Below are 24,505 nucleotides of genomic sequence, written 5' to 3' on the forward strand. Positions count from 1 at the left end.
ATCAGCCGCGGCGCTGCCGCAGGCCGTAAATCAGCACCACCGCGAAGCACAGCAGCGGCAGCAGATAAGAGAGCGCGGTGCTGTAACGGTCGGCCAGCGCCCCCATAAAGTACGGCATGATGGCGCCGCCGACGATCGCCATGATCATAAAGGAGCTGGCGCGCTTGGTGTGCTTGCCCAGATTTTTCACCCCCAGGGCGAAAATGGTCGGGAACATGATCGACATAAAGAAGAACACCGCGATCAGCGCCACCACCGATACGCCGTCGACGCTCAGCATCACCACGCCGCACAGCGCGATGTTGATCAGCGCATAGACCGCCAGCAGCGTCGCCGGTTTGACTCGCCCCATCAGCCAGGTGCTGAAGAAGCGCCCGACCATAAAGCAGATCATGGCGATCGACAGCAGGTAAGAGGCGCTCTGGTTAGACACCTCGCGCCAGTGCTCGGTGGCGTAGTTGATGAAGAACGCCCCGACGCCCACCTGCGCCGCCACGTAGAAGAACTGTGTGATAACCCCGCCGACGAAATGCGGATGCTGCCACAATCCCTGCGCTATCACGCCGTGCACCGGCTTTTCCTCTTCGCGGATCGCCGGCAGCCGGGTGCGGCTGAACAACAGCGCGATCAGCAGCACCAGCGCAGCGATCGCCACATAGGTCATCTTCACCGCGCTCTGATCGCCGTCGCCGGCGGACTGACTGGCGGAGAAGAACAGCGTGCCGCCGATCAGCGGGCCGATAAACTGCCCGAGGCCGTTGAACGACTGCGCCAGGTTGAGCCGCCGTTCGGCGCCCTGCGCGTCGCCCAGCACCGTGGCGTACGGGTTGGCCGCCGTTTCCAGGCACCCCAGGCCGCTGGCGATGACGAACAGCGCGAACAGGAATACGCCGAAGCTGTTGGCCGACGCCGCCGGCACGAACAGCAACGCCCCCAGCGCGTACAGGCACAGCCCGACCAGAATGCCCGCCTTATAGCCCTTGCGATCCATAAAGTACCCGGCGGGCAGCGCCACCAGGAAGTAGGCGCCGAAGTAGGCCGCCTGCAGCAGCCCCGACTGCGCCTTGGTGACGTGCAACGTCTCCTGAAAATGTTTGTTCAATACGTCCAGCAGGCCATAGGACAGCCCCCACATGAAGAACAGGCTGGTGACCAGGATAAAGGCCCAGCGCAGATTGGCGGTCACGGGGACGCCCGGCTGCGCGGAGGCCGCACTTTTTTCAGCAAGCATGGTGATACCCTCGTATCGTCTGGCGATGATGATGTTGGCGTTATTGCTGTTGCAGAGAGAAAATCCGCGCCATTTCCACCCATTTTTCGCCCTGCGGCGTCCAGGGGGTGGCGGCCTGGTAGTGCCACATCAGCGCTTCCCATCGCTGTACTTCGGGGTTGTTCAGGCTGGCGGCGTCAAAGCGCGCGGCGTCGAAATCGGCGCTGACCTCCACGATCATGAACAGCCGGGTGCCCAACCGGTAAATTTCCATGTCCAGAATGCCGTGCTCGCGCAAATGCGCGGCGATGCCCGGCCAAATGCGCTGATGATGCTGCTGGTACTCCGCAATCAGCGCCGGTGAGTCAATCAGATCGAGCGCCTGGCAGAAACGGCGCCGCCCTGCCGCCGCGCCGCTCACGTCAGCGCCCGATCGAGATGCAGGTAGCCGCCGTCCACCGACAGCCACTGCCCGGTGGTATGCGATGACCGCGACGACAGCAGAAACGCCACGGTATCGGCGATCTCCTGCGGCGTGGTCATGCGCTGCCCGAGCGGAATGCGCGCGGTGATTTTCTCCATCTGCCGCTGCGGCTCGGCGAAGGTGTTGAGCCAGCGCTGGTACTGCGGGGTGATCACCTCCGCCGGCACCACCGCGTTCACCCGCACCCCGTCATGGCGCAGCGACACTGCCCATTCGCGCGTCAGCGCCAGCACCGCGCCCTTGGCGGCGGTGTAGCCGCTGGTGCCGCCCTGGCCGCTGAGCGCGGTCTTTGAGGCGATGTTGACGATGGCGCCCCGGCTCTCCCGCAGCGCCGCCTGGCACAGGTGCGCCATCAGGTAGTAGTGCACCAGGTTCTTTTCCAGCGAACCGACGAACGCTTCACGCCCCGCCTCCAGCCCGACGCCGTCATTGACCCCGGCGTTATTCACCAGTCCGTCGATGCGGCCGAAGGTCGCCAGCGTCTGGCTGACCGCGCGGCGGCAGGCCGCCTCATCGCACAATTCGGTGAGGATCACCTCGGTGCGCGGCTGCAGCCGCTGCAAATCGGCCAGCAGCGCCGCCTCCGGCGCGGCGTTGGTGACCAGCACCGGGATCGCCCCCTCTTCAGCCAGCACATGAGAAATCGCCGCGCCGATGCCGGCACCGCCGCCGGTGACCAGCACCACCTTATCTTGCAGATACAGATCCATAACCAGACTCCGTTAAACCGTAAATTCGCCAGGCGGTGTCGCCCCAAATCGCCGCCTGCTCGGCAGCCCCCAGCGTCGACAGCGCCCGTTCGCACAGTTGCACCACCTGGCGGTAGTCGCCGGCCAGCAGGCACACCGGCCAGTCGGAGCCGAACATCAGCCGCTGCGGGCCGAACGCCTCCAGCGCGACGTCGAAGAACGGCAGCAGTTCCTCCGCCCGCCACCGGCCGCCCGGCGCCTCGGTGATCAGGCCCGAAAGCTTGCAGGCCACGTGCGGCAGCGCCGCCAGCGGCCGGATTTGCTGCGCCCAGTGCCGCGCGCCGCGCGCGATGTCCGGCTTGCCGAGGTGATCCAGCACCAGCCAGTGCTCGTCATGGCGGGCGGCGAACGACGCCGCGGCCGCCAGATGCCGATGCGTCACCAGGATCTCGTACACATACCCGGCGCGCTGCAGCGTTTGCATGCCGCGTTCCACCTCCGGCCGCGCCAACCAGGCCGCCGGATCCGCTTCGTCCTGCACCTGATGGCGCACCCCGCGCAGCGCAGCGCGCGGCCTCAGGGCCTCCAGACGCTGCGCCAGCTGCGGCGCGGCGATATCCAACCAGCCCACCACGCCGCATACGCCTTCGCTCCGCTCAGCCAGCGCCAGCAAGGCCAGCGTCTCTTCCTCGCTGGGGCGCGCCTGCACCGCCAGCGCGCTGTCGAAACCGTGTTCCTGCAACAGCGGCCGCAGCCGGGGCGGATCGAAATCCTGTCGCAGCACGCGCATCCGCTCGTCGATCCACGGGTAGTGCTGCGGGTGGTAGCGCCAGTAGTGCTGGTGAGCGTCGATGCGCGGCATGCGATCCTCCCGCCTCACCCGCGGTACCGATACTGCTCGATCGACGACGGGTGCATCTCGATCGAGTAACCGGGCCGGCTCGGCGGCATGTAGGCCGCGCCGTTGATCACGCAGGGATCGACAAAGTGTTCATGCAAATGATCGACGTACTCGATCACCCGGCCTTCGTGGGTGCCGGCGATGCACAGGTAGTCGATCATCGACAGGTGCTGCACGTATTCGCACAGCCCGACGCCGCCGGCGTGCGGGCAGACCGGCAGTTGGTATTTGGCCGCCATCAGCATCACCGCCAGCACTTCGTTGACGCCGCCGAGACGGCAGGCGTCGATCTGCACCACGTCCACCGCGCCGCGCATGATGAACTGCTTGAACATGATGCGGTTCTGGCACATCTCACCGGTGGCCACCTTGACCGGCGCCACCCCTTCGCGGATGCGGCGATGCCCTTCGACGTCGTCCGGGCTGGTCGGCTCTTCGATAAACCAGGGGTTGGCAAACGCCAGATGTTTCACCCACGGAATGGCTTCGTCCACCTCCCACACCTGGTTGGCGTCGATCATCAGCCGGCGATCCGGGCCGATCACCTCACGGGCGATGCGCACCCGGCGAATGTCGTCTTCCAGATCGCGCCCGACCTTCAGTTTGAGGTAGGAGAAACCGGCGTCGACCGCTTCCTGGCACAGGCGGCGCAGCTTGTCGTCCGGATACCCCAGCCAACCTGCCGAAGTGGTGTAGCAGGGGTAACCTTCCTGCAGCAGCCGCTCCAGGCGCCGTTCTTTGCCCTCGGCCCGCTGTTTCAGCAGCGCCAGCGCTTCCTGCGGTGTGATGCAGTCGGTGATGTAACGGAAGTCGATGCAGCGCACCAGCTCCTCCGGCGTCATCTCTGCCACCAGCCGCCACACCGGTTTGCCGACCGATTTGGCCCACAGATCCCACACCGCGTTGACCACCGCGCCGGTCGCCAGGTGAATGGCGCCTTTGTCCGGCCCGATCCAGCGCAGCTGGCTGTCGCTGGTGAAGCGCCGCCAGAAGGCGCCCATATCGGCGGCGATCGTCTCCAGCCGCTCACCGACGATCTGATGCTCCAGCGCACGGATCGCCGCGCAGCAGATCTCGTTGCCGCGGCCGATGGTGAACGTCAGTCCGTGGCCGCTGAGATCCGCGCGATCGGTCTCCAGGATCACGTAGGCGGCGGAATAGTCGGGATCCGGATTCATGGCGTCGGATCCGTCCAGCCCCAGCGAGGTGGGGAAACGAATGTCTTCAACCCGCAGTGCGGTAATGGTGGTCATGGCGGCGCTCCCGGTTAAGCCTGTACGGTTTGCTGGCGCTGTTCGCCCAGCCCTTCAATGCCCAGACGCATCGTCTGGCCCGCCCGCAGGTAGATGGGCTGCGGTTTCTGCCCCATGCCGACGCCCGGCGGCGTGCCGGTGGAGATCACGTCGCCCGGCTGCAGGCTCATAAAGCGGCTGAGGTAGCTGACGATCTGCGGAATGCGGAAGATCATGGTGCTGGTGTTGCCGTCCTGATAGCGCTTGCCGTCCACCTCCAGCCACAAATTCAGGCTGTGCGGATCGGCGATCTCGTCGGCGGTCACCAGCCAGGGCCCGATCGGCCCGAAGGTGTCGCAGCCTTTGCCCTTGTCCCAGGTGCCGCCGCGCTCAATTTGATATTCGCGTTCTGAGACGTCGTTGATCACGCAATAACCGGCGACGTGGCGCATCGCATCCGCTTCGCTGATGTAGCGCCCGCCCAGGCCGATCACCACGCCCAGCTCCACTTCCCAGTCGGTTTTCTGCGAGCCGCGCGGGATCTCCACCCGGTCGTAGGGGCCGACCACCGCGCTGGTCCATTTGTTGAACACCACCGGTTCTTCAGGAATGGCCGCGCCGGTTTCCGCCGCGTGATCGGCGTAGTTCAGGCCGATGCAGATGAACTTGCCGATGCCGCCGACGCAGGCGCCGAGGCGCGGCTCCCCCTCGACCAGCGGCAATGCGGCGCTGTCCAGCGCGCGCAGTTTGGCGAGCGACGCCGGCGATAACGCGGCGCCGCCCACGTCGGCGATATGCTGCGACAGATCGCGCAGGCGGCCCTGTGCATCCAACATGCCGGGGCGCTCTTGCCCAGGTTGCCCGTAACGTAAAAGTTTCATGCGTTCCTCTCTCAAAAATGGCGGATCAGTTGCTCCAGCCGCCGTCGATGATCTGCACCGTGCCGGTGGTGTACGAACTGGCGTCGGAGGCCAGATACAGCGCCAATTGGGCGATTTCCTCGGTGGTGCCGATGCGCCCGATCGGCTGACGGGCGACGAACGCCTGATACACCTCTTGCTCGCTGCGCCCCTGTTCGCGCGCCTGCTCATTGATGCGCTGGCGCAGCGACGGCGATTCCACCGTGCCGGGGCAAATGGCGTTGCAGCGGATGCCCTGGGTGACGTAATCCGCCGCCACCGAGCGCGTCAGGCCGATCACCGCCGCCTTGCTGGCGCTGTAGGCGAAGCGGTTCGGCACCCCTTTCACGCTCGAGGCCACCGAAGACATGTTGATGATCGAGCCTTTGCCGCGCGCCAACATGCCCGGCAGGAAGGCGCGGATCATGCGGAACATCGCGGTAACGTTGAGATCGAGCGCGAACGCCCACTGATCTTCGCTGCAATCGAGGATCGATCCGCTGTGCACTACGCCGGCGCAGTTGAACAACACGTCGATCGGGCCGATCGCTTCCGCCGCCGCCGCGATGGCGGCAGGATCGGTGACGTTCAGCGTCAGCGCGCGGATCCCGGCGCAGCCCTGCAGGCGCTCGAGGTTGATATCGCTGGCGATCACTTCGGCGCCGGCGGCGGCGAACAGCCTGGCGGTGGTGAATCCGATCCCTTGCCCGGCGGCGGTGATCAGTACGCGTTTCCCGGTTAAATCCATCTTGACTCCTCGGCCTAAAGGTCTAATGGTCAGGCCACTAAGGGCGATTAAAGGTCAGGCCTCTAACATGACAAAAGACGCTTTACGCGTTATCGTTGGGGAAAGAAGTTAATAAAACAGCCTTGAAACCACATTTCAATTAACCATTTTTTTACACTTGAATAACGATTACTCAAGCGCCTTGTCGCATAATTGTGCGCCAAATCACTGAACGCCGAATCGTCAAAGGTCAAAAATGCCGATTACCCGACTGGAAAACCCAAGGATTTACAGACAGATAGCCGACCAGCTCAAACGTCTTATCGAGAATAACGAATTTCCGCCTGGCAGCCGCCTGCCCTCGGAGCGCGATCTCGCCCAGCAGTTGCAGGTCAGCCGCGCGTCGGTGCGCGAGGCGCTGATCGCGTTGGAAGTGATCGGCCTGGTGGACGTCAAGGTGGGCAACGGGGTGATCGTGCGTTCGCAAACGCCGCCGGCGGCGTCGCAGGAGTCGGTGATGGCCCAGGCCGGCCGCAACCAGTGGGCGGAGATCGACGACGAACTGAATATCGAGCTGGATTTCAACGCCGAGCTGCCGCCGTTTTCACTGCTGCAAACCCGCCTGCTGATTGAACCGGAGACCGCTGCGCTGGCCGCGCGCCACGCCACCGACGAGGAGCTGGCGGGCATCCGCGCCGCCTATGAGCAGAACTGCCGCGATAACCGCGCCGGCTCCGCCACCCACCCCGGCGATCGACTGTTCCACATTCGCATCGCCCAGGCCAGCGGCAACCCGGCTTACGCGTTCATCATCGGCCATCTGCTCGGCCACCGCTACGGCAGCATGTTCCGCGTGCTGCAGCGCCACTATACGCCGGACGACATGCCGCACCGCTCCGAGCTGGAACACCGGGCGATCCTGGCGGCGATCGAAGCGCGCGATGTGCGCGGCGCCCGCAAAGCGATGAAGGCGCACCTGGATGAAGTGATCGCCATTTTCGCCCGCGCGCAGTAAGCCGCCGGCGGTGAAAAAATTTTATCGCCACCGCTCTTTTTTCTACATGCAGCGGGGGGGCGGGCACATTACACTGGGCGATGGATTACGCCCTTTCCCGCTGCATTGTTAAATGGATAACGACCGTTGAAGAACTCTGTCTCCGCTTTATTGCTGGCGCTGGGCCTGTGCGCCGTGCCGCTGGCCGTGCAGGCCGCGCCCCCGCAGCTGGCTTCGCAAATCGTCGACCAGTATGCCGAACATATTTTCTACAACAGCGGCGCCACCGGCATGGCGCTGGTGGTGATCGACGGCAATCAGGTGGTTAACCGCAGCTTCGGCGACACCAAGCCCGGCAATAACCTGCGCCCGCGCCCGGATTCGCTGATCCGCATCGCCTCGATCACCAAGCTGATGACCAGCGAAGTGATGGTGAAAATGGCGGCGGCAGGTCAGGTCAAGCTGACCGATCCGCTGCGCAAGTACGCTCCCAAGGGCGCCTATGTGCCGTCTTACAACGCCGGCCAGCCGATCACGTTATTGAACCTGGCGACCCACACCAGCGCGCTGCCGCGCGAGCAGCCGGGCAAGAAGCCGCCGAAAACGCCAGTGTTCACCTGGCCGACCAAGGCCCAGCGCTGGCAGTGGCTGGCGCACGCCAACGTCACGGTGCCGCCGGGTGTGCGCGCCGCTTATTCCAACCTGGCGTACGATCTGCTGGCCGACGCGCTGTCGCGCGCCGCGGGCAAGCCTTACAGCGCGCTGCTGAAAGAGAAAATCACCGCGCCGCTCGGCATGGTGGACACCACGTTGACGCCGAGCCCCGAACAGTGCTCGCGCCTGATGGTGGCGGCGGCCGGCCCGAGCGCCTGCCGCGACACCACCGCCGCGGCCGGCAGCGGCGGGGTCTACTCCACCCCGCGTGACATGCAGCGCTGGATGCAGCAGTTCCTCTCTTCCAGCGCCAGCGGCCCGCGCAAAGCCACCGCCGCCAGCGAGCAAACCATGTACTTCCAGCGCCACGATCTGGTGTCGCTGAAGGGCATGGACGTGCCGGGGCAAGCGGATGCATTGGGATTGGGCTGGGTGTATATGGCGCCGAAGGACGGGCTGCCGGGCATCATTCAGAAGACCGGCGGCGGCGGCGGATTCATTACCTACATGGCGATGATCCCGGCGAAAAACGTCGGGGTGTTCGTGGTGGTGACCCGCTCGGAGCTGAGCAAGTTCACCAACATGAGCGATCCGGTCAACCGCCTGGTGAGCGATCTGGCGGCCAACAAGAGCTGATATGCGGGGCGCAGCCTGCTGCGCCCCAACGCCTCAGGCCGGCACCGCCATCTGATGGATCACCGGATGGAAGTTGCGCTTGAAGTAGATCAGGCCGTTGCCGGCTTCGCTCAGCGCGATCTGCTTGATCTGCACCAGATACATCTGGTGGGTGCCGATGCTCTGGATCTGCTCGATCTCCCCTTCCAGGCTGGCCAGGGTATTGCGCAGCACCGGCTGCCCCAGCGCGCCGAGCTGCCACTCTTCCAGCCGGAAACGATCTTCCATGCTGACGCCGGTCATGCCGGCGAAGTGGCGCGCCATCAGCTCCTGCTCATGGTTGAGCACGTTGACGCACAGCCTGCGGTTTTCCTGAAACACCGGGTTCATCGCGCTGTTGCGGTTGATGCACACCAGCAGCGTCGGCGGCGTATCGGTCACCGAGCACACCGCCGTGGCGGTGATGCCGCAGCGCCCCGCCGGGCCGTCGGTGGTGACGATATTCACCGCCGCCGACAGGCTGGCCATCGCGTCGCGAAAGCGCAGCCGCTGTTCATTTTCCTGAGACATACAACCTCCTCCTGAATTACTTCAGCAGATTATCCAACTGATTAATATCATCATTGTTCCGCAGGTGCGGCACCTTCCAGCCGTGCTGATCGTAATCGGCCAGGCACTTGTCGACCATCTGCATCATGCGATCCATGTTGCCGGATCCCTGCGCATGGCGCAGGCACTGCAGGCGGATCTCATCCTGGCTGCCGGCGTAGTTGATCTCATACAGCTCGTGGCGCCCGCCGAATTCGCTGCCGATCGCGTCCCACATCAGCTTGAGGATCTTGATGCGCTCGACGTGATCCATGCCGTCCGATCCGCGCACGTAGCGCGCCAGGTACTTGTCAATCTCCGGGTTGTTCATGTCGCGCACGCTGGACGGCAGGTAGATCAGGCCGCTGGTGACGTTCTTCTCGATGATGTGTTTCACCTTGGTGTAGGCCATCGGCGCCATCACGCGGTAGGTTTGCAGCGCGGCGGAATCCGGCAGGTAAGCGCCGTTTTCCCATTGAGTGGCTTCGGCGCACATCGCGTCGCTCAGCGACCAGAACAGGTTGCGCCAGGCCACCACTTCGCCCAGATCGGCCTGCACGCCGCGGAACTCCAGCACGCCGGTGCACGAGAGGCTCTTTTGCAGCAGCGCGGTGATGAAATCCATCTTCACCGCCAGGCGCACGCAGGCCTGCAGCGGGAACAGCCGGGCGAAACCGCCCTGGGTGCTCCAGCGGCGGCAGCGGTCGAAATCGCGGTAGATCAGCACGTTTTCCCACGGGATCAGCACATGATCCATGATCAGGATCGCGTCGTTCTCGTCGAAGCGGCTGGTCAGCGGGTAGTCGAACGGCGAACCGGTCGCGCCGGCCACCAGCTCGTAGGAGGCGCGTGAAATCAGCTTCACCCCTTCGGCGTCCATCGGCGCCACGAACATCAGCGCAAAGTCCGGGTTATCGCCCATCACCTGCGCTGAACCGAAGCCGATGAAGTTGTAGTGGGTCAACGCCGAGTTGGTGGCCACCACTTTGGCGCCGCTGACGATGATGCCGGCGTCGGTCTCTTTCTCCACCTGAATGTAGACGTCCTTCACCTCGTTGACCGGCTTATGGCGATCGATCGGCGGGTTGACGATGGCGTGGTTGAAATAGAGCCCGGTTTCCTGAATCCGTTTGTACCAGTGGCGCGCGTTATCGGCGAATTGACCGTAGAACTCCGGATAAGCGCCCAGCGCGCAGCCGAAGGCCGCTTTATAATCCGGCGTGCGCCCCATCCAGCCGTAGCTTTGACGCGACCAGTCGGCGATGGCGTCACGCTGCTGGCGCATCTCCTCCGGGCTGCGGGCATAGCGGAAGAATTTGTGGGTATAGCCGCCGTTGCCGGTGTCGGTATTCCAGCACAGGCGATCCTGGCTGGCCGGATCGTGCAGCGCGTCGTACAGCTGGCCGACAGACGCCGCCGCGTTGCGGAACGCCGGGTGGGTGGTGACGTCTTTTACGCGCTCGCCGTAAATGTAGATTTCGCGGCTGTCCTGCAAACTTTTCAGGTATTCGGCGCCGGTGAACGGGCGTTTGCTGTCGGCACGAAAGTCTTCTGGTTTCATCGGGTCTTCCTCGTCATCGGCATTTTTCAGGCCGTGGAGTCGGCCATTTGTTAAAATAATGTTTTCTTTTGGTTGCTTAATTGAAGCTGCCAAAGCCGGTTTCGAGAAGAGACTTTTGCGGCAATCGCCGGTACTTTTCAGGTCAGTTTGCCGCTTTCGCGGCAAACTGTGATCGCGGTTACGAAAGGGCGTGTTGCGCCGCGCGGTAGGTCGAGGGGGAACAGCCTTCCAGCCGATTGAAAAAACGGGCGAAATAGGCCGGATCCTTGAAGCCGAGGCTGTAGGCGGTTTCATGCACCGTGCAGGCGCTGAACAGCAGCATGCGCTTGGCCTCGCGCAGCAGCCGATCGAAGATCAGCCGTTTGGGCGGCCGGTTGGCGAAGCGCCGACACAGATCGTTGAGCCGCGATTCAGTCACCCCCAACGCCTGCGCATACTCCGGCACCGGCAGGTGCTCGCGAAAACGCTCGTCCACCATCTTGTTGAAGCGCTGGAACAGCTGCAGTTCGCCGCGCACGCCGCTGTTGGCGCTGTCTTCCAGCGCGGTGTTGCGCAGCAGCAGCGTGAACACCGCCTGCGCCAACAGCGCCAACGTCTGTTCGCGCCCGGCCAGGTTCTGCGCGAACTCGCGGCGGATCAGCGCCCAGTAGTGGCTGAGCGCCGTCAGTTCCTGCGGCGCATCGGCCAGCGACAGGCAGATGCCCGGCATGTCCAGCGCCAGGTTGCTGCCGGGGTACAGGCGCTCCAGCAGCGGCCAAATCAGCTCCTGGCGCACCGTCAGCACGTGGCCGTCGCTGTCCGGTTCGGTGAAGAACGCATGCGGCACCGACGGCGGCGTGAGGATGAACAGCGGCGCTTGCACCGAATAGTGCTGATCGTCGAGCTGCAGCTCTATCTTGCCGGTCTCCAGGAAATGCACCTGGAAGAAGCAGTCGTGCCAGTGCACCTGCATGTCGCGGCCGAAGAATGCCGCCAGCCCGGCGAAGGTTTCGTAGTGCACCTCGTCGGCGGCGTAGCGCGCGTCATACTCTTTGCAAATATCGATGTTGGCGATAAAGCCGGTACTTTTCCGCACCTCATGACCTCCTGCAATCCTGCCTATCTGCGTATCAAGGCGTCGCTCTCGGGCGCGAATCCTTCATCGGGATGCGCCACACCAGCACGGCGCCAACGATCAACAGCGCCGAGACGAAATACAGCCCGGAGTTGAAGCTGCCGGTCAGATCCTTGAACCAGCCGATCAGCAGCGGGCTGAGCGCCGATCCGATGTTGCCGGTGGCGTTGATCACGGCGATCCCCACCGCTCGCGCTTCCAGGCTGATCGACTGATCCGGCGTGGTCCAGAAGATCGCCATGGCGGTAAAGGAACCGACCGACGCCATCACGATCCCCAGCAGCTGGATCAGGCTGTGATCGGTGGCGGACGCCAATAGCCAGCCGGCGGCGGCGAACAGGTACGGCAGCGCGGTGTGATGCTTGCGCTCCTGCAGCCTGTCGGATCGTTTGCTCCACCACACCATGCCGGCAATGGTGCAGATCTGCGGGATCGCCGCCAGGATGCCGATCGTCACGTTGCTGCTGCCCTGGTTAAAGCTCTGCAGGATCTGCGGCGTCCAGATGTTGATCGCGCTCAGGGTGTTGGTCAGGCAGAAATAGGCCAGCGTGTACATCAGCACAATCGGCGTGCAGATCTCGCGCCACAGGCTGCGCTGCTGCAGCGCGCGGTGGCTGCTCGGCCCGTTGGGCTGCACCAGCTGCAGCTTGTCGGCCTCCATCATCGCCTTCAGGCTGGTTTTTTCCTCGTCGGTCAGCCACTTGGCTTTGGCCGGCGTGTCGTCGAGATAGAACCACACCACCACGCCCAGCAGCACCGACGGAATGCCTTCCAGCAGGAACAGCCACTGCCAGCCCTTCAGGTTCATCACCCCATCCAGCGCCAGAATATAGCCGGAGACCAGCGAACCGATCGCCATGGTCACCGGCATGGCGATCATGAACAAGGCGTTGGCGCGAGCGCGATAAAACGCCGGGAACCAGTAGGTGAGGTACACCAGAATTCCCGGCAGGAAGCCGGCCTCGGTGATGCCGACGATCATGCGCAGCACGTACAGGCTGGTCGGCCCGGTGGCGAACATGGTGCAGGTGGAAGCGATGCCCCACAGCACCATGATGGTGGCGATCCAGCGCCGCGCGCCGACCCGGCTCAGCATCATGTTGCTGGGAATGCCGAAGATCACGTAGGTGACATAGAACAACGTCGCCGCCAGCCCGAACATGGTCGAGCTAAGGCCGAGATCTTTGCCCATCGTCAGCCCGGCGAAGCCGATGTTGATACGATCGAGGAAAGAGAAAACAAACAACACGAACAGGAAAATGATCAGGCGCCGAAACAACTTTTTAATCACCGATTGCTCGGCGGCGGTTAACGCTTTATGTTGCTGCGCCGGGTTGGCCGGCGGCAGCGAATCGACGTGGTTCATGGTTCAGTAGACTCCCGATGAAGGCGCTTGCGCCCCGCCCTGTTTGAACTCGTCCGCCAGGGCTTCCGCCGCCCGCGCCAGCAGAGTGGTATCCACCCCTACCGCGACGAACAGCGCGCCGGCTTCCAGATAGCGCTGCGCCAGCGCCTTGTTGGCCATCAAAATGCCCGGCGCCTTGCCGGCGGCGCGGATGCGGGCAATCGCGTCGTCGATGGTGCGCTGCACCTCCGGGTGCTGCGGATTGCCGGCAAAGCCCATGTCGGCGCTGAGATCAGCCGGGCCGATAAACACGCCGTCCACCCCTTCCACCTGCAAAATGGCGTCGAGGTTTTTCACCGCTTCGCGGGTTTCAATCTGCACCAGCACGCACATCTGCTCATCGGCCTGCTGCAGGTAATCGGGCACCCGGTTCCAGCGCGAGGCGCGCGCCAGAGCGCTGCCGACGCCGCGCACGCCGTGCGGCGGATAGCGCGTGGCGCGCACCGCGTCGCGCGCCTGTTCGGCGTTTTGAATCATCGGGATCAATAAGGTTTGCGCGCCGACGTCCAGCAGCTGCTTGATGATCACCGCGTCGTTCCACGGCGGCCGCACCACCGGCTGGCTCGGGTAAGGCGCGACCGCCTGCAGCTGCCCCAGCACCGTTTGCACGTTGTTGGGCGCATGTTCGCCGTCGATCAGCAGCCAGTCGAAACCGGCGCCGGCCAGCAGCTCGGCGCTGTAGCTGCTGCACAGCCCGAGCCACAGCCCGATCTGCGGGCGTTTTTCCTGCAGCGCTCGCTTGAAGTGGTTGGTTAACATCGCATTCTCCCTGACAAGCGGGTGCGCCGCGTGGCCCCCGCCCGGTTATTGCGGCCCGGTTCGCCGAGCCGGCTTATTAGACGAAGCGGCAGCTGATGCAGCCCATCGGGCCGTAGTCGACGTGGAAAGTATCGCCGCGCCGCGCCGGCACCGGCCGGGTGAAGGAACCGCCGAGGATCACCTGCCCCGCTTCCAGCTCCACCTCATACGGCGCCAGCTTGTTGGCCAGCCAGGCCACGCCGTTGGCCGGGTGGTTGAGCACCGCGGCCGCCACGCCGGACTCTTCAATCACGCCGTTGCGGTACAGCAGCGCGGAGATCCAGCGCAGATCCAGCGCATCCGGCTTGATCGGCCGCCCCCCCATCACCACCCCGGCGTTGGCGGCGTTGTCGGAGATGGTGTCGAACACCTTGCGCGGCCGCTGCGTCTCGGGATCGACGTTGTGGCTGCGCGCATCGATGATCTCCAGCGCCGGAATGACGTAGTCGGTGGCGTTGTAGACGTCGAACAGCGTGCAGTTCGGCCCGCGCAGCGGCTTGGCCAGCACGAACGCCAGTTCCACCTCCACCCGCGGCACGATAAAGCGATCGATCGGAATGTCGCTGCCGTCATTGAAGAACATGTCGTCCAGCAACGCGCCGTAATCCGGCTCGGTGATCTGCGAACTCACCTGCATGGCCCGTGAGGTCAGGCCGATCTTGTGGCCTTTGAGCGTGCGCCCCTCGGCGATCTTCAGCTCCACCCACTGCCGCTGAATGGCATAGGCGTCTTCAATGGTGATCTCGGGATGATCGAGCGACAGGGCGCGGATCTGCTCACGACTCTTTTCCGCCTGATGCAGGCGCTGCACGGCGCGGTTAACCTGCTCTTTATCCAGCATTTACGACCCCTTATTCACGCCTTGTTGAACAGCGCGTGGACATTGTTCTGTTTGTAATTCAGCACCGGATCCAGCTCTTCCATGGTGAAAGAGAGCGCCAGGTAACGCTGCGCCATCAGCGCGGCGAAGTGTTCCTTGATCAGCGTAAACAGCATCTCGCCCACCTGCTGCCGGCTTTCCAGACTGCGGCCGTGGCCGATCTTCAGCGTCATGTGCACGAAGGCGTAATCCTGTTTGCCGTCGGCCATCTGCCAGGTGTCGAGCCAGATGGCGCGGCTGCGCACGCCGGCCAGCGGGAAGATGCCGGTCGCCGCCAGCGCCTCGTTGACCTTGGCGAACAGGGTGGGCAAATCCGCCTCGCGGCGGATGTTGTCGGTGCATTCAGCGTAAAAATGGGGCATAACGTTCTCCAGACGGCGCATAGGCGCGGGCGCGGCCCGCGCAGCGGCATTTACAGCGTATTGCCAAGTTTGAAACCTTTTTCCGTATCGCCCTCGCGGGTATAGGAAAAACCGTCTGCGCCGATGGTGACGGCCATTTCGCTGGGCGCACTGCGCTCGATGACCGGCTGCGGCTGCCCATCGAGATCCAGCACCAACGAGCCTTCGGTGTACCAGCTCGGCACCACCGGATTGCCCCACCAGTCGCGGCGCTGGTTATCATGCACGTCCCAGGTCACGGTCGGGTTGTCCGGATCGCCGGTATAGTAATCCTGCGTGTAGATTTCCACGCGGTGGCCATCGGGATCGCGCAGGTAGAGATAAAACGCGTTGGAGACGCCGTGACGGCCGGGGCCGCGTTCGATCACATCGGATTTGCGCAGCGCGCCGAGCTTGTCGCAGATGGCCAAAATGTTGTGCTTTTCATGGGTGGCGAAGGCGATGTGGTGCATGCGCGGCCCGGCGCCGCCGGTCATCGCGGTATCGTGCACCGTCGCCTTGCGGCGCATCCAGGCGGCGTAAACCACGCCGTCTTCATCGCGGATGTCTTCCGTCACGCGGAAGCCCAGCCCCTGGATGTATTCCACGGCGCGCGGCACGTCAGGGGTGATTTGGTTAAAGTGGTCGAGGCGCACCAGCGCGCCCGGCGTATACAGATCGTAGCGCCAGGCCAGACGCTCGACGTGCTGCACGTCGTAGAAAAACTCATACGGGAAACCGAGCGGGTCCTCTACCCGCACCGCATCGCCGATGCCTTTGGCGAACCCGTTCACCCGCCGCTCGGTGCGGCAACCAAGCGCCTTGAAATACGCTTCGGCGCGATCGACGTCTTCCGGCGTGCGCACGCGGAAAGCAAACGCCGCCACGGCGGCGACCGGGCCTTCGCGCAGCACCAGGTTATGGTGAATGAACTCCTCCATCGAACGCAGGTAGAGGGTTTTATCCTCTTCGGCGGTCACGACCAGGCCGAGGATATCGACGTAAAATTCGCGTGCGGCTTGAAGGTTAGTGACCTGAATTTCCATGTAGGCACAGCGCACGACGTCGGGAGCAGGGACAGCATCAGTGGTCAGTTTTGTCGTCATTGTTCTCATCTCTTTCGTTATTATTGTGGCCTGAGGCTCAAACGCCCCATTTCGGGATCGGGTGGTCGCCCATGGAAATGCACACGTTCTTCATTTCGGCGAACACTTCGAAGCTGTATTCGCCGCCTTCGCGGCCGGTGCCGGAGGCTTTCACGCCGCCGAACGGCTGGCGCAGATCGCGCACGTTTTGGGTGTTGACGAAAACCATGCCGGCTTCAATGCCGCGGGCCAGGCGCAGAACCTTGCTCACATCCTGCGTCCAGATGTACGACGCCAGGCCGTACTCCACGTCGTTGGCCATGCGCAGGCCGTCTTCTTCCGACTTGAACGGCAACAGGCAGGCCACCGGCCCGAAGATCTCCTCCTGCGCCACGCGCATCCGGTTGTCGACATCCGCCAGCACCGTCGGGCGCAGGAAGTTGCCGTGGCTCAAACCGGCCGGTTTATCCGGGCCGCCGGCCAGCAGGGTCGCCCCTTCTTCCACCCCGAGGCGGATATAGCCGGAGACTTTTTCCCAGTGCTGCGGGCTGATCAGCGCCCCCACCTGGGTGTTGGGATCTTGCGGATCGCCCACGCGCAGACGGTTGGCGCGCTCGGCGAAGCGTTTGACGAATTCCGGGTAGATGCTCTCCTGAATGAAGATGCGCGAGCCGGCGGTGCAACGTTCGCCGTTGATCGAGAAGATGGTGAACAGCGCGGCGTCGAGCGCCCGCTCGATGTCGGCGTCTTCAAAGATCAGCACCGGCGACTTGCCGCCCAGCTCCATGGAGAATTTCTTCAGCCCGGCGCTTTCGATGATACGGCGGCCGGTGGCGGTGCCGCCGGTGAAGGAGACCGCGCGCACGTCTTTATGGCGCACCAGCGCGTCGCCGGCGGTGGCGCCGTAGCCCTGCACCACGTTCAGCACCCCGGCCGGAATGCCGGCCTCCAGCGCCAGCTCGCCCAGGCGATCGGCGGTCAGCGGCGACAGTTCGGACATCTTCAGCACCGCCGTGTTGCCCAGCGCCAGGCAAGGCGCGGTTTTCCAGGTGGCGGTCATGAACGGCACGTTCCACGGCGACACCAGCGCGCATACCCCCACCGGCTGCACCAGCGTGTAGTTGAGCATCTTGTCGTCCACCGGGTAGGTCTTGCCGTTCATCTGCTGGCACACTTCGGCGAAGAACTCGAAGTTGTGCGAGGCGCGCGGGATCAGCACGTTTTTGGTCTGATGGATCGGCAGGCCGGTGTCGGCGGTTTCCATTTCGGCGATCTGCGGCACGTTCTGGTCGATCAGCTCGCCCAGACGGCGCATCAGGCGCGCGCGCTCTTTCATCGGCGTGTTGGCCCATTTGGGGAAAGCCTCTTTCGCGGCCGCCACCGCCTGGTCGATCTCCAGCTGACCGCCGGAGGCCACTTCTGCCAGCACCTCACCGTTCGCCGGGTTGGTGGTGGTGAAATACTCTTTGCTGGCGACGTTCTTGCCGTTGATCCAGTGGTTGATGGTTTTCATCGCAGGCTCTCCTCGTAATCTTTTTCACTGATAATGTGGTTAACCAGACGGCCGATGCCCTCGATCTCCACCACCACTTCATCGCCCGGCTGCACGTCGGCCAGCCCTTTCGGCGTGCCGGTGGCGATCATGTCGCCCGGCTGCAGCGTCATGAATTCGCTCAGGTAGGCGATCAGGAACGGAATGTCGAAAATCATGTCGGCGGTGCTGCCGCGCTGGCGCAGCTCGCCGTTGACGTAGGTGCTGAGCGCCAGCCGGTGCGGATCGGCGACGTCGTCGCGATCGACAATGTACGGCCCGATCGGCGTCAGGGTATCGCGGCTCTTCACCCGCAGATTCGGCCGGTAGTAGTTCTCCAGGTAGTCGCGGATGGCGTAGTCGTTGCACAGGGTGTAACCCGCCACATACTCCATGGCGCGCTCGCGGCTGACGTTGCGCGCGGTCTTGCCGATCACCGCCACCAGCTCGGCTTCGTAATGCATGTACTCCACGCCGGCCGGGCGTACCGACACCTGACGGTGGCCGGTCAGGGTGTTCGGCGCCTTAAGGAACACCAGCGGCTCTTCCGGCGCCTTGAATTCCAGCTCGCTGGCGTGGTCGGCATAGTTCAGCCCCAGGGCGAACACCGTGCCCTGCGCCGGCGGCAGCCATTCCACTTCGCGCTCCTGCAGCATCTCGCCGTTCGGCAGCGTGACGCGCAGCTGGTCGTCCACCTGAACGTTGACGATCTGGCCATGGTGGCGAATACGGGCATGTTTCATGATGCAGCTCCTGCCTGGGTGACGCGGTTGGTGAGAGTGGGCAGGCCGGCGGCGCGCACCGTCACCTCATCCCCCGGTTTGATCTCCACCCGCTGGTGAGGGGTGCCGATCAGCACCGCATCGCCCGGCTGCAGGGTGATGAAATCGCTGATGGCGGCGATCAGTTCCGGCACCGAGCGCACCAGATCGGCGGTGGACCAGCGATCCTGCTCCACGCCGTTGATCTCGGTGACGATCTCCAGCCGATCGGCATTCTCCAGCTGGCCGATCTCTCCCAGCGGGCAGAACCCGTCGCGGCATTTGGCCTTGATCGCCGGGCGGTAGAAGCTGCTTTCCGGCAGGCTGACGTCGTTGGCCAACGCATACCCGGCCAGATAACGGCCCACCTGCGCCGCCGGCACCTTGCGCGCGGTATCGCCGATGATCACCGCCAGCGTGCCGCCGCTCTGCACGGTTTCACCGGCCGGAAACGGGATCGCCCCGCCGTTGGCGAGGTGGGTGTTGCGCGGTTTGATAAACCACACCGGGGTTTTGGGCGGGGTTTGATACGGCGGCTGGTGAAACGCCTGATCCCAGGCGTCCAGTTGGCTGCGGTGGTTCAGCGCAACGGAAAATACGGTGCCTTTCATGCGAACTCCTCCAATGGCAAAACATGACAACCGGCATTCATTAATATATTAATGATTACTTTTATACGCTGTGCAGCTTTTACGCAACGCGCTTGGAATGATTTGTGATCGTGATAACAAAATATTCACAAACAACGAACATTGGCGTGATTATTCAACGCATTAATCATTTTTCTCGCCATTTTTCGCTGCGCCGCGCATTTTTGCTTTATCCCTACGGGTAACTTTGGCTACTATTAAGTTATTAACAAAATCGGGCTTTGCGGGGCAGGCGCCCCCATGACGAGCGCCGTAACAGCGAACACCTTGATAGCTAAGGCCAAACTTATGCATGAATCGTTAACCATCGCCCTGCTGCAGGCGCGTGAAACCGCCATGGGGTTCTTCCGCCCGATCCTGAAAAGCCACAACCTGACCGAACAGCAGTGGCGCATCATCCGCGTGCTGGCCAACAGCCGTTCGATCGAATTCCACGAACTGGCGGCGGAAACCTGCATCCTGCGTCCCAGCCTGACCGGCATTCTGTCGCGCATGGAGCGTGATAAGCTGATCTTCCGCCTCAAGCCGGTTAACGATCAGCGCAAGCTGTACGTGTCGCTGACCCAACAGGGCCAGGATCTGTATGAAGTGGCGCGCCACCAGGTGGAACAGGGCTACGCCGAGATTGAAGCCGCTTTCTCGCGGCAGAAAATGGACCAACTGATGACGTTGCTGGACGAGCTGATCACCCTGGGCGACAGCCTGCCCGCCAACGTCACCGCGCATCCCGCCAAGCAGTGATTTAACCAACCGGAATTCTCAAATTAATTGGCGTTGCAGCCAACAACGCTGCAGCGTCAAGTAAGCAGAGAATTCGTTTCCGGCAACAGCGCGCCGCCGTCCACCACCAGCGTCTGGCCGGTGATATAGGCCGCCGCCGGCGAGGCGAGAAACACCATCGCCGCGGCGATGTCTTCCGGTTCCCCCAGCCGCCCGAGCGGCACCGCAGCGGCGATCGCCTGATTCACCTGCGCATCGCCCAGGTTGGCCATCGCCGGCGTGCGGATCATCCCCGGCTCCACGCCGTTGACGCGAATATTCTCCGCCGCCAGCTCCAGCGCCGCCGCGCGAATAAACCCGTTCACCCCGGCCTTGGAGGCGGCGTAGTGCGCCAGCCCCGGATACGCCACCCGCGGGCCGGTCACCGACGAGGTCACCAGCAGGCTGCCGCCGCCGGCGCGGCGCATCCACGGCAGCGCCGTTTGCGTCAGAAAGAACGGCGCCATCAGATTGACGCTCAGCGTGCGTTGCAACAGGGCCGCGTCGATGGCAGCGAACGGCGTCAGCGGAAAATAGGCGGCGTTGTGGATCACCACATCCAGCCGTTGATGCCGCTCGCCCACCGCCGCCACCAACTCGGCTATCTGCCCCGGCTCGGCCAGATCGCAGGCCAGCGCCTGCACGCTCAACCCTTCGTCCCGCAGCGTTTGCGCCGCCGCCTGCGCCTGCGGCAACTGCACGTCCGCAATCGTCACCTCGGCGCCCAGCCGGGCAAACGCGCTGACGATCGCCAGCCCAATGCCCTGCGCGCCGCCGGTCACCAGCACCACCTGCCCTGCAAAGGCATCGGCCGCATAGGTTGCGCTCATCGGCCTATCCTCGCGGGTGGCGCGTGGTGTTCAGCACCTGCGCATGGGCGCCCACCGCAAAGTTGCTCAACGCGCTGAAATCGCTGCCCTGATAACCGAGGATCTTGCCGTCGGTGCGCATGCCCTGCAGATCGATCATCACCACCCCCAGCGTCGGAATGATCTTCTCGCGCCAGACGAACAGATAAAGCTGCTCCGCCACCTTCACGTAGTGGCAGCGATCGACATCCGCCAGCCCTTTCTCCACCCCGTCCAGACACTGCCAGGCGTAGAAGTTGTCGTTCAGGTAGATGTGCTCGTACCGTTCGGTCGGGCTGTAGGTGTACATATTGCGCATGCCGATCAGCTCATCGGTAAAGCCCGGCGGCGCCACGTCGGCGTCATCCAGCGTGCCGAAGCGGAATTCGGCCTCGACCGCGGTCAGCGGCAGCCCCTGCTCCACCCGGCTGAAGGCGTCGAGCCGCGTCTGCGCTTCGTCCGGCAGTTGGCCGTACACCGCGCTGAAGTTGCCCTGATTGCGGTCGCACACCAGCGTAATGCTGGCGTTGGCGCGGGCGGGATCGAGAAAATCGATGAACAACACGCCGGGGCGAATGCTGGTGGCGCGATAAGCGATACCGCGCCGCTCACCCCACTCCAGCGTCTGCTCATCGGTAAACCGACAGCGCTGCGTCGCGCCGTCGCTAAAGCGCAGCGTCAACGTGGCGCCCGCCAGGCCGTGCTGCCGTTCCAGCGTGTTGCTGTGCGGCGCAAAACCTTCCGCCAGCGCGCCAACCTGAATGAATACCGCTTCTGAACTCATGGAAATGCTCCTTACAGGGAAGTGAAAGCCAGGGTCGGCACATCGACGATAGTGGAGCCGCCGTCGGCCACCAGCGCCGCGCCGGTAATGATGGAAGCTTCGCTGGAACAGAGGAAACGGCAGACGCGGGCGATCTCCTCGGCGCTGGCCGGCCGGCGCAGCGGTACGTCGCGACAGACCATTTGGTAGGCCTGCTCCAGCGAAATCTGATGGGCGTCCATCAGCAGTTGCATCTCTTCGTCCGCCATCGGCGTGGTCACCCAGCCCGGGCACACCGCGTTGGCGCGCACGCCCAGCGGGCCATAGTCGCGGGCGATGGAACGCATCAGCCCGATCAGCGCGTGCTTGGCGGTAACGTAGCCGCAAACCTCCGGCCCGGCGGCCAGCGAGGCGATCGAGGCCACGAACAGCAGGTTGCCGCCACTCTTGATCAGCTCCGGCAGGCAGGCGCGCGCACTGGCGAAAGCGCTGTTGAGGTTGCTGTCCATCGCCCCTTGCCACTGCGCGTCGGTCATCTCGGTAATGCGCTTGAAGCCCATGCCGCCGGCGCTGCCGATCAGGCAGTCGATGCGCCCGGCGTCGCGCAGAATGGCCGGCAGCAGCGTGTGGGCCCAGCTCTCGCCGCTGGCGGCGTCGCCCACCAGCGCCTGCGCGCCGATCTCTTGCGCCAGCGCCGCCAACGGTTCCGGGCGGCGGCCGATGATGAACACCCGATCGCCCTGCGCCGCCAGTAGACGGGCGCAGGCGGCGCCGACGCCGGTGCCGCCGCCGGTAATCACAACCACTCTATTCATGATTCAGCTTCTCCATCAGTTGGCCGATCATCAGCAGGCTGCTCAACAGCAGCCGCCGCTGTTCGGCATCCAGCCGCAGATAGCGGCGGCCGGCCGGCAAACGGCTGACCACCTCCGACGCGGCAAAATGCTCGATATCCACCTGCCAGCGCCCGTCGTTCACCGTCAGCCGCACGCGGCGAAAATCCAGCTGCGCCAGCGTCTCGCCGATCTGCGGGTAGCGCTGCAGCCCTTCCAGCACTCGCTGCGCGGCTGCATGGCGTTGGCGCAACAGATAGCGCACCCCGCGCCGCCGCAGCCAGCCGCCGGTCACCACGTCCAGCGTCAGCGGAGGCTGCGCTGCGCATGCGCCCTGCAACCGAAAACGGTGGCTGACGATATGCGCCATAAACAGCCCCTGCACCTGTTCGCCGATCTCGATCTGCGGCCCCTGCGGCAGCGTCAGCCGCAGCAGGCCCGGCGCCAGGCGTTCGCACGCGTAGGGTTCCAGATTGCGCGCCAGACGATCCAGCGCGGCGCCCGGCCGATAGCCCGACGGCGCGCGCCGCCAGGCGCGATTAAGTGAGGGAAGTAAGCCGATCAAACTGCGCCTCCTCGTTTTCACCCTTGGCGAAGGCGTTCTCCAGCACCTGTTCGACCGGCACCGGCTTGAACGGATTCACTTTCTGCACGCACAGCGTCCAGAACAGCGCATAGGCGGCGGTCAGGCCGATCATCCAGCCGAAGGGAATGTAGACGTCGCGCGGATTCATCCCCGGCGGCGTGATGTAAACGATGGCCAGCACGATGCCGACGCTGGAGACGATCTGCGGCAGCGGGAACCACGGCGATTTATAGGCGCGCGGCAGATCGGGGCGGCGCAGGCGCAGCAGCACCACCGAGCAGGTCACCAGCAGGTAGGCCACGCCCCAGGCGCACACCGCCGCCAGCACCAGCGGAATGATCTTGTCGAGGTTGCCCTGAATGGCGAAGGCGTGTACGCAGGGGATCAGGACCGCCACCAGAATGCCGACCACCGGCGTCTTAAAGCGCGGGTGCAGATAGGCGAACATGCGCGGCAACGCGCCGTCCAGCGCCATGCCGTACAGAATGCGCGGCACCGCCGCCATCAGCGTGTTGATGGTCGCCGCGCCCGCCAGCAGCAGGCCGACGCCCAGCCAGTATTTGCCGAACTGGCCCATCACCTGGCCGGCGAAGGCCGGGATGGCCATCGGCGTTTCCAGCAGGCGCGTGCCGCTGGCGGCGTCGATCACCACGTTTTCCACCTGGTGGCTGAGCGCCGCGCCGTACAGCGCCATGCACACCGCCACACCGCACAGCCCGAGCGCCATCGCCCGCGGGATCACCCGATCGCAGCGTTTGATCTCCGGCGCCATCGGCGTCACCAGTTCGCAGCCGACGAACATGAACATCGCCATGCCGATCAGACTGAACACCGCGAACGGATCGTTCAGGCTCAGCGTGCTGCCGAACCAGCCCTCGAGCGGCACCGCATGCGGCGACAGCAGCCCGACGATGCCGAAAATCACCAGCGTGCTCCACATGGCGAAGGTCAGCACGATCTCCGCCTTGCCGAAGGCCTCGATGCCGAACGCGTTGAGCATGCCGAACACGACAACCAGCCCGACGCCGACCATCCAGGAGGCGTTGTGGCTTTCCATCAGGGTGTTGAGGTGTTCGAAGTTCACCAGCGCCATAATGCCGGAGAGAATGGTCTCGGCGGTGCCGGCGAAGATATGCACGATCAGGTAGGCCGACAGCGCGCCGGTGATGGCGAAAAAGCGCCCCATGCCGCAGGAAATGTAGTCGTAAACGGAACCGGAGGTCGGCAGCAGCGCCGCCGCTTCGGAGAAGGTGGTGAGCTGCGCCTGCATCATGACGAAAGCGATCAGCATCGCCAGCGCGAAGGTGTCGCCGCCGATGCCAAAGCCGCTGGTGACCGTCAGGATCACCGGGCTGGCCATGATCACTCCGACCGAACTGGCCAGGGTGGTGGGAAAGCCGACCTTGCCTCGAGCCAGGTGGGCGTGCAACCGCGACGACAGGTTCATGGTTATTTCCTCTTATAGTTTTGGCCTGATGCATGCAGGTGCTTGCAGGTTTTTCACCGCCAGCGGCGGTCATCTCACTATAGAGAGGAAAGGAAAATGCTGACTATCGTC

At 63.9% G+C, this 24,505-nt stretch carries 26 protein-coding genes; 3 read left to right on the forward strand and 23 right to left on the reverse strand.

Annotated features, from left to right (window positions below; all coding sequences use genetic code 11):
- Window position 1: 1 nt before the first annotated feature.
- The 7 genes from fucP to ACP39K_RS14650 are packed head-to-tail and all read right to left on the reverse strand — an operon-like array spanning window position 2 to window position 6,163.
- Window positions 2–1,231: an L-fucose:H+ symporter permease gene (gene fucP / locus ACP39K_RS14620; RefSeq protein WP_497008608.1), complete on the reverse strand. Its 1,230-nt coding sequence runs from the start codon at window positions 1,229–1,231 to the stop codon at window positions 2–4.
- A 40-nt stretch (window positions 1,232–1,271) separates the two neighbouring features.
- Window positions 1,272–1,631, reverse strand: coding sequence for an L-rhamnose mutarotase (locus ACP39K_RS14625; protein WP_015376547.1), 360 nt, complete (start codon window positions 1,629–1,631; stop codon window positions 1,272–1,274).
- Window positions 1,628–2,404 carry an L-fucose dehydrogenase gene (locus ACP39K_RS14630; RefSeq protein WP_033638791.1) on the reverse strand — a complete coding sequence of 259 codons (777 nt, stop codon included), beginning with the start codon at window positions 2,402–2,404 and terminating at the stop codon, window positions 1,628–1,630. The genes ACP39K_RS14625 and ACP39K_RS14630 overlap by 4 nt, the downstream gene beginning before the upstream one ends.
- Window positions 2,382–3,245 (reverse strand): amidohydrolase family protein, encoded by an 864-nt coding sequence (locus ACP39K_RS14635; protein ID WP_060444836.1) that lies wholly within the window; start codon window positions 3,243–3,245, stop codon window positions 2,382–2,384. The genes ACP39K_RS14630 and ACP39K_RS14635 overlap by 23 nt, the downstream gene beginning before the upstream one ends.
- A 14-nt stretch (window positions 3,246–3,259) precedes the next feature.
- Window positions 3,260–4,537: an L-fuconate dehydratase gene (locus tag ACP39K_RS14640; RefSeq protein ID WP_033638793.1), complete on the reverse strand. Its 1,278-nt coding sequence runs from the start codon at window positions 4,535–4,537 to the stop codon at window positions 3,260–3,262.
- Window positions 4,538–4,551: 14 nt separating this feature from the next.
- Window positions 4,552–5,397 carry a fumarylacetoacetate hydrolase family protein gene (locus ACP39K_RS14645; RefSeq protein ID WP_060444835.1) on the reverse strand — a complete coding sequence of 282 codons (846 nt, stop codon included), beginning with the start codon at window positions 5,395–5,397 and terminating at the stop codon, window positions 4,552–4,554.
- Window positions 5,398–5,422: 25 nt separating this feature from the next.
- Window positions 5,423–6,163, reverse strand: a complete 741-nt coding sequence (locus ACP39K_RS14650; RefSeq protein ID WP_075684788.1) for an SDR family oxidoreductase — start codon at window positions 6,161–6,163, stop codon at window positions 5,423–5,425.
- Between the two features lie 235 nt (window positions 6,164–6,398).
- Here ACP39K_RS14650 and ACP39K_RS14655 point away from each other — a divergent pair, with 235 nt between their 5' ends.
- Both ACP39K_RS14655 and ampH read left to right on the forward strand, forming a co-directional pair.
- On the forward strand, window positions 6,399–7,157 hold the full coding sequence (locus tag ACP39K_RS14655) for a FadR/GntR family transcriptional regulator (protein WP_004933150.1): 759 nt from the start codon (window positions 6,399–6,401) through the stop codon (window positions 7,155–7,157).
- A 126-nt stretch (window positions 7,158–7,283) separates the two neighbouring features.
- Entirely contained in the window at window positions 7,284–8,426 is a 1,143-nt protein-coding gene (gene ampH / locus ACP39K_RS14660) for a D-alanyl-D-alanine-carboxypeptidase/endopeptidase AmpH (RefSeq protein ID WP_497008609.1), read from the forward strand.
- Between the two features lie 33 nt (window positions 8,427–8,459).
- Here the strand turns inward: ampH and hpaC are convergent, their stop codons facing one another.
- The 11 genes from hpaC to ACP39K_RS14715 form a co-directional block, all read right to left on the reverse strand.
- On the reverse strand, window positions 8,460–8,975 hold the full coding sequence (hpaC, locus tag ACP39K_RS14665) for a 4-hydroxyphenylacetate 3-monooxygenase, reductase component (RefSeq protein WP_016929186.1): 516 nt from the start codon (window positions 8,973–8,975) through the stop codon (window positions 8,460–8,462).
- 16 nt (window positions 8,976–8,991) lie between these two features.
- Entirely contained in the window at window positions 8,992–10,554 is a 1,563-nt protein-coding gene (gene hpaB / locus ACP39K_RS14670; RefSeq protein WP_004933158.1) for a 4-hydroxyphenylacetate 3-monooxygenase, oxygenase component, read from the reverse strand.
- A gap of 178 nt (window positions 10,555–10,732) precedes the next feature.
- A complete protein-coding gene (gene hpaA, locus ACP39K_RS14675) occupies window positions 10,733–11,629 on the reverse strand; it encodes a 4-hydroxyphenylacetate catabolism regulatory protein HpaA (protein WP_004933161.1) in 897 nt (298 codons plus the stop codon).
- A gap of 34 nt (window positions 11,630–11,663) precedes the next feature.
- Window positions 11,664–13,034, reverse strand: a complete 1,371-nt coding sequence (hpaX, locus tag ACP39K_RS14680) for a 4-hydroxyphenylacetate permease (protein ID WP_016929187.1) — start codon at window positions 13,032–13,034, stop codon at window positions 11,664–11,666.
- 3 nt (window positions 13,035–13,037) lie between these two features.
- Entirely contained in the window at window positions 13,038–13,832 is a 795-nt protein-coding gene (hpaI, locus tag ACP39K_RS14685; RefSeq protein WP_033631724.1) for a 4-hydroxy-2-oxoheptanedioate aldolase, read from the reverse strand.
- Between the two features lie 76 nt (window positions 13,833–13,908).
- Entirely contained in the window at window positions 13,909–14,712 is an 804-nt protein-coding gene (gene hpaH, locus ACP39K_RS14690; protein ID WP_004933170.1) for a 2-oxo-hept-4-ene-1,7-dioate hydratase, read from the reverse strand.
- A gap of 14 nt (window positions 14,713–14,726) precedes the next feature.
- On the reverse strand, window positions 14,727–15,113 hold the full coding sequence (locus tag ACP39K_RS14695; RefSeq protein WP_033638797.1) for a 5-carboxymethyl-2-hydroxymuconate Delta-isomerase: 387 nt from the start codon (window positions 15,111–15,113) through the stop codon (window positions 14,727–14,729).
- Window positions 15,114–15,163: 50 nt separating this feature from the next.
- Window positions 15,164–16,237 carry a 3,4-dihydroxyphenylacetate 2,3-dioxygenase gene (hpaD, locus tag ACP39K_RS14700; protein ID WP_025305186.1) on the reverse strand — a complete coding sequence of 358 codons (1,074 nt, stop codon included), beginning with the start codon at window positions 16,235–16,237 and terminating at the stop codon, window positions 15,164–15,166.
- Between the two features lie 37 nt (window positions 16,238–16,274).
- Window positions 16,275–17,729 carry a 5-carboxymethyl-2-hydroxymuconate semialdehyde dehydrogenase gene (gene hpaE / locus ACP39K_RS14705; RefSeq protein WP_025305185.1) on the reverse strand — a complete coding sequence of 485 codons (1,455 nt, stop codon included), beginning with the start codon at window positions 17,727–17,729 and terminating at the stop codon, window positions 16,275–16,277.
- Entirely contained in the window at window positions 17,726–18,490 is a 765-nt protein-coding gene (locus ACP39K_RS14710) for a fumarylacetoacetate hydrolase family protein (protein WP_497008610.1), read from the reverse strand. Before ACP39K_RS14710 ends, hpaE begins: the two co-directional genes overlap by 4 nt.
- Window positions 18,487–19,119, reverse strand: coding sequence for a fumarylacetoacetate hydrolase family protein (locus ACP39K_RS14715; RefSeq protein WP_025305184.1), 633 nt, complete (start codon window positions 19,117–19,119; stop codon window positions 18,487–18,489). The genes ACP39K_RS14710 and ACP39K_RS14715 overlap by 4 nt, the downstream gene beginning before the upstream one ends.
- A gap of 327 nt (window positions 19,120–19,446) precedes the next feature.
- On the opposite strand from ACP39K_RS14715, the gene hpaR reads away from it, so the two are divergent.
- Window positions 19,447–19,899: a homoprotocatechuate degradation operon regulator HpaR gene (gene hpaR / locus ACP39K_RS14720; RefSeq protein ID WP_004933183.1), complete on the forward strand. Its 453-nt coding sequence runs from the start codon at window positions 19,447–19,449 to the stop codon at window positions 19,897–19,899.
- A gap of 56 nt (window positions 19,900–19,955) precedes the next feature.
- Here hpaR and ACP39K_RS14725 read toward each other — a convergent pair whose 3' ends face one another.
- The 5 genes from ACP39K_RS14725 to ACP39K_RS14745 are packed head-to-tail and all read right to left on the reverse strand — an operon-like array spanning window position 19,956 to window position 24,394.
- Window positions 19,956–20,747, reverse strand: a complete 792-nt coding sequence (locus tag ACP39K_RS14725) for an SDR family oxidoreductase (protein ID WP_497008611.1) — start codon at window positions 20,745–20,747, stop codon at window positions 19,956–19,958.
- Window positions 20,748–20,751: 4 nt separating this feature from the next.
- Window positions 20,752–21,549 (reverse strand): MoaF C-terminal domain-containing protein, encoded by a 798-nt coding sequence (locus ACP39K_RS14730; RefSeq protein ID WP_016929195.1) that lies wholly within the window; start codon window positions 21,547–21,549, stop codon window positions 20,752–20,754.
- 11 nt (window positions 21,550–21,560) lie between these two features.
- Window positions 21,561–22,343, reverse strand: coding sequence for an SDR family NAD(P)-dependent oxidoreductase (locus tag ACP39K_RS14735; RefSeq protein WP_163966106.1), 783 nt, complete (start codon window positions 22,341–22,343; stop codon window positions 21,561–21,563).
- Complete coding sequence (locus ACP39K_RS14740) at window positions 22,336–22,926, reverse strand: DUF3156 family protein (protein WP_043136151.1); 591 nt, start codon at window positions 22,924–22,926, stop codon at window positions 22,336–22,338. Before ACP39K_RS14740 ends, ACP39K_RS14735 begins: the two co-directional genes overlap by 8 nt.
- On the reverse strand, window positions 22,901–24,394 hold the full coding sequence (locus tag ACP39K_RS14745) for an APC family permease (protein WP_147826773.1): 1,494 nt from the start codon (window positions 24,392–24,394) through the stop codon (window positions 22,901–22,903). The genes ACP39K_RS14740 and ACP39K_RS14745 overlap by 26 nt, the downstream gene beginning before the upstream one ends.
- Between the last annotated feature and the right edge of the window lie 111 nt (window positions 24,395–24,505).

This window comes from Serratia sp. EC4 (assembly GCF_059652115.1).

What these genes read in the sequence shown, in the direction of transcription:
- hpaD (WP_025305186.1), bottom strand. Translation starts at nt 16,237, where the DNA reads ATGACGACAAAACTGACCACTGATGCTGTCCCTGCTCCCGACGTCGTG.
- ACP39K_RS14710 (WP_497008610.1), bottom strand. Translation starts at nt 18,490, where the DNA reads ATGAAACATGCCCGTATTCGCCACCATGGCCAGATCGTCAACGTTCAG.
- ACP39K_RS14630 (WP_033638791.1), bottom strand. Translation starts at nt 2,404, where the DNA reads ATGGATCTGTATCTGCAAGATAAGGTGGTGCTGGTCACCGGCGGCGGT.
- ACP39K_RS14715 (WP_025305184.1), bottom strand. Translation starts at nt 19,119, where the DNA reads ATGAAAGGCACCGTATTTTCCGTTGCGCTGAACCACCGCAGCCAACTG.
- hpaR (WP_004933183.1), top strand. Translation starts at nt 19,447, where the DNA reads ATGCATGAATCGTTAACCATCGCCCTGCTGCAGGCGCGTGAAACCGCC.
- fucP (WP_497008608.1), bottom strand. Translation starts at nt 1,231, where the DNA reads ATGCTTGCTGAAAAAAGTGCGGCCTCCGCGCAGCCGGGCGTCCCCGTG.
- hpaI (WP_033631724.1), bottom strand. Translation starts at nt 13,832, where the DNA reads ATGTTAACCAACCACTTCAAGCGAGCGCTGCAGGAAAAACGCCCGCAG.
- ACP39K_RS14725 (WP_497008611.1), bottom strand. Translation starts at nt 20,747, where the DNA reads ATGAGCGCAACCTATGCGGCCGATGCCTTTGCAGGGCAGGTGGTGCTG.
- hpaX (WP_016929187.1), bottom strand. Translation starts at nt 13,034, where the DNA reads ATGAACCACGTCGATTCGCTGCCGCCGGCCAACCCGGCGCAGCAACAT.
- hpaC (WP_016929186.1), bottom strand. Translation starts at nt 8,975, where the DNA reads ATGTCTCAGGAAAATGAACAGCGGCTGCGCTTTCGCGACGCGATGGCC.
- ACP39K_RS14655 (WP_004933150.1), top strand. Translation starts at nt 6,399, where the DNA reads ATGCCGATTACCCGACTGGAAAACCCAAGGATTTACAGACAGATAGCC.
- ACP39K_RS14730 (WP_016929195.1), bottom strand. Translation starts at nt 21,549, where the DNA reads ATGAGTTCAGAAGCGGTATTCATTCAGGTTGGCGCGCTGGCGGAAGGT.
- ACP39K_RS14645 (WP_060444835.1), bottom strand. Translation starts at nt 5,397, where the DNA reads ATGAAACTTTTACGTTACGGGCAACCTGGGCAAGAGCGCCCCGGCATG.
- ACP39K_RS14640 (WP_033638793.1), bottom strand. Translation starts at nt 4,537, where the DNA reads ATGACCACCATTACCGCACTGCGGGTTGAAGACATTCGTTTCCCCACC.
- ACP39K_RS14695 (WP_033638797.1), bottom strand. Translation starts at nt 15,113, where the DNA reads ATGCCCCATTTTTACGCTGAATGCACCGACAACATCCGCCGCGAGGCG.
- hpaE (WP_025305185.1), bottom strand. Translation starts at nt 17,729, where the DNA reads ATGAAAACCATCAACCACTGGATCAACGGCAAGAACGTCGCCAGCAAA.
- ACP39K_RS14650 (WP_075684788.1), bottom strand. Translation starts at nt 6,163, where the DNA reads ATGGATTTAACCGGGAAACGCGTACTGATCACCGCCGCCGGGCAAGGG.
- ACP39K_RS14745 (WP_147826773.1), bottom strand. Translation starts at nt 24,394, where the DNA reads ATGAACCTGTCGTCGCGGTTGCACGCCCACCTGGCTCGAGGCAAGGTC.
- hpaH (WP_004933170.1), bottom strand. Translation starts at nt 14,712, where the DNA reads ATGCTGGATAAAGAGCAGGTTAACCGCGCCGTGCAGCGCCTGCATCAG.
- ACP39K_RS14635 (WP_060444836.1), bottom strand. Translation starts at nt 3,245, where the DNA reads ATGCCGCGCATCGACGCTCACCAGCACTACTGGCGCTACCACCCGCAG.
- ACP39K_RS14735 (WP_163966106.1), bottom strand. Translation starts at nt 22,343, where the DNA reads ATGAATAGAGTGGTTGTGATTACCGGCGGCGGCACCGGCGTCGGCGCC.
- hpaB (WP_004933158.1), bottom strand. Translation starts at nt 10,554, where the DNA reads ATGAAACCAGAAGACTTTCGTGCCGACAGCAAACGCCCGTTCACCGGC.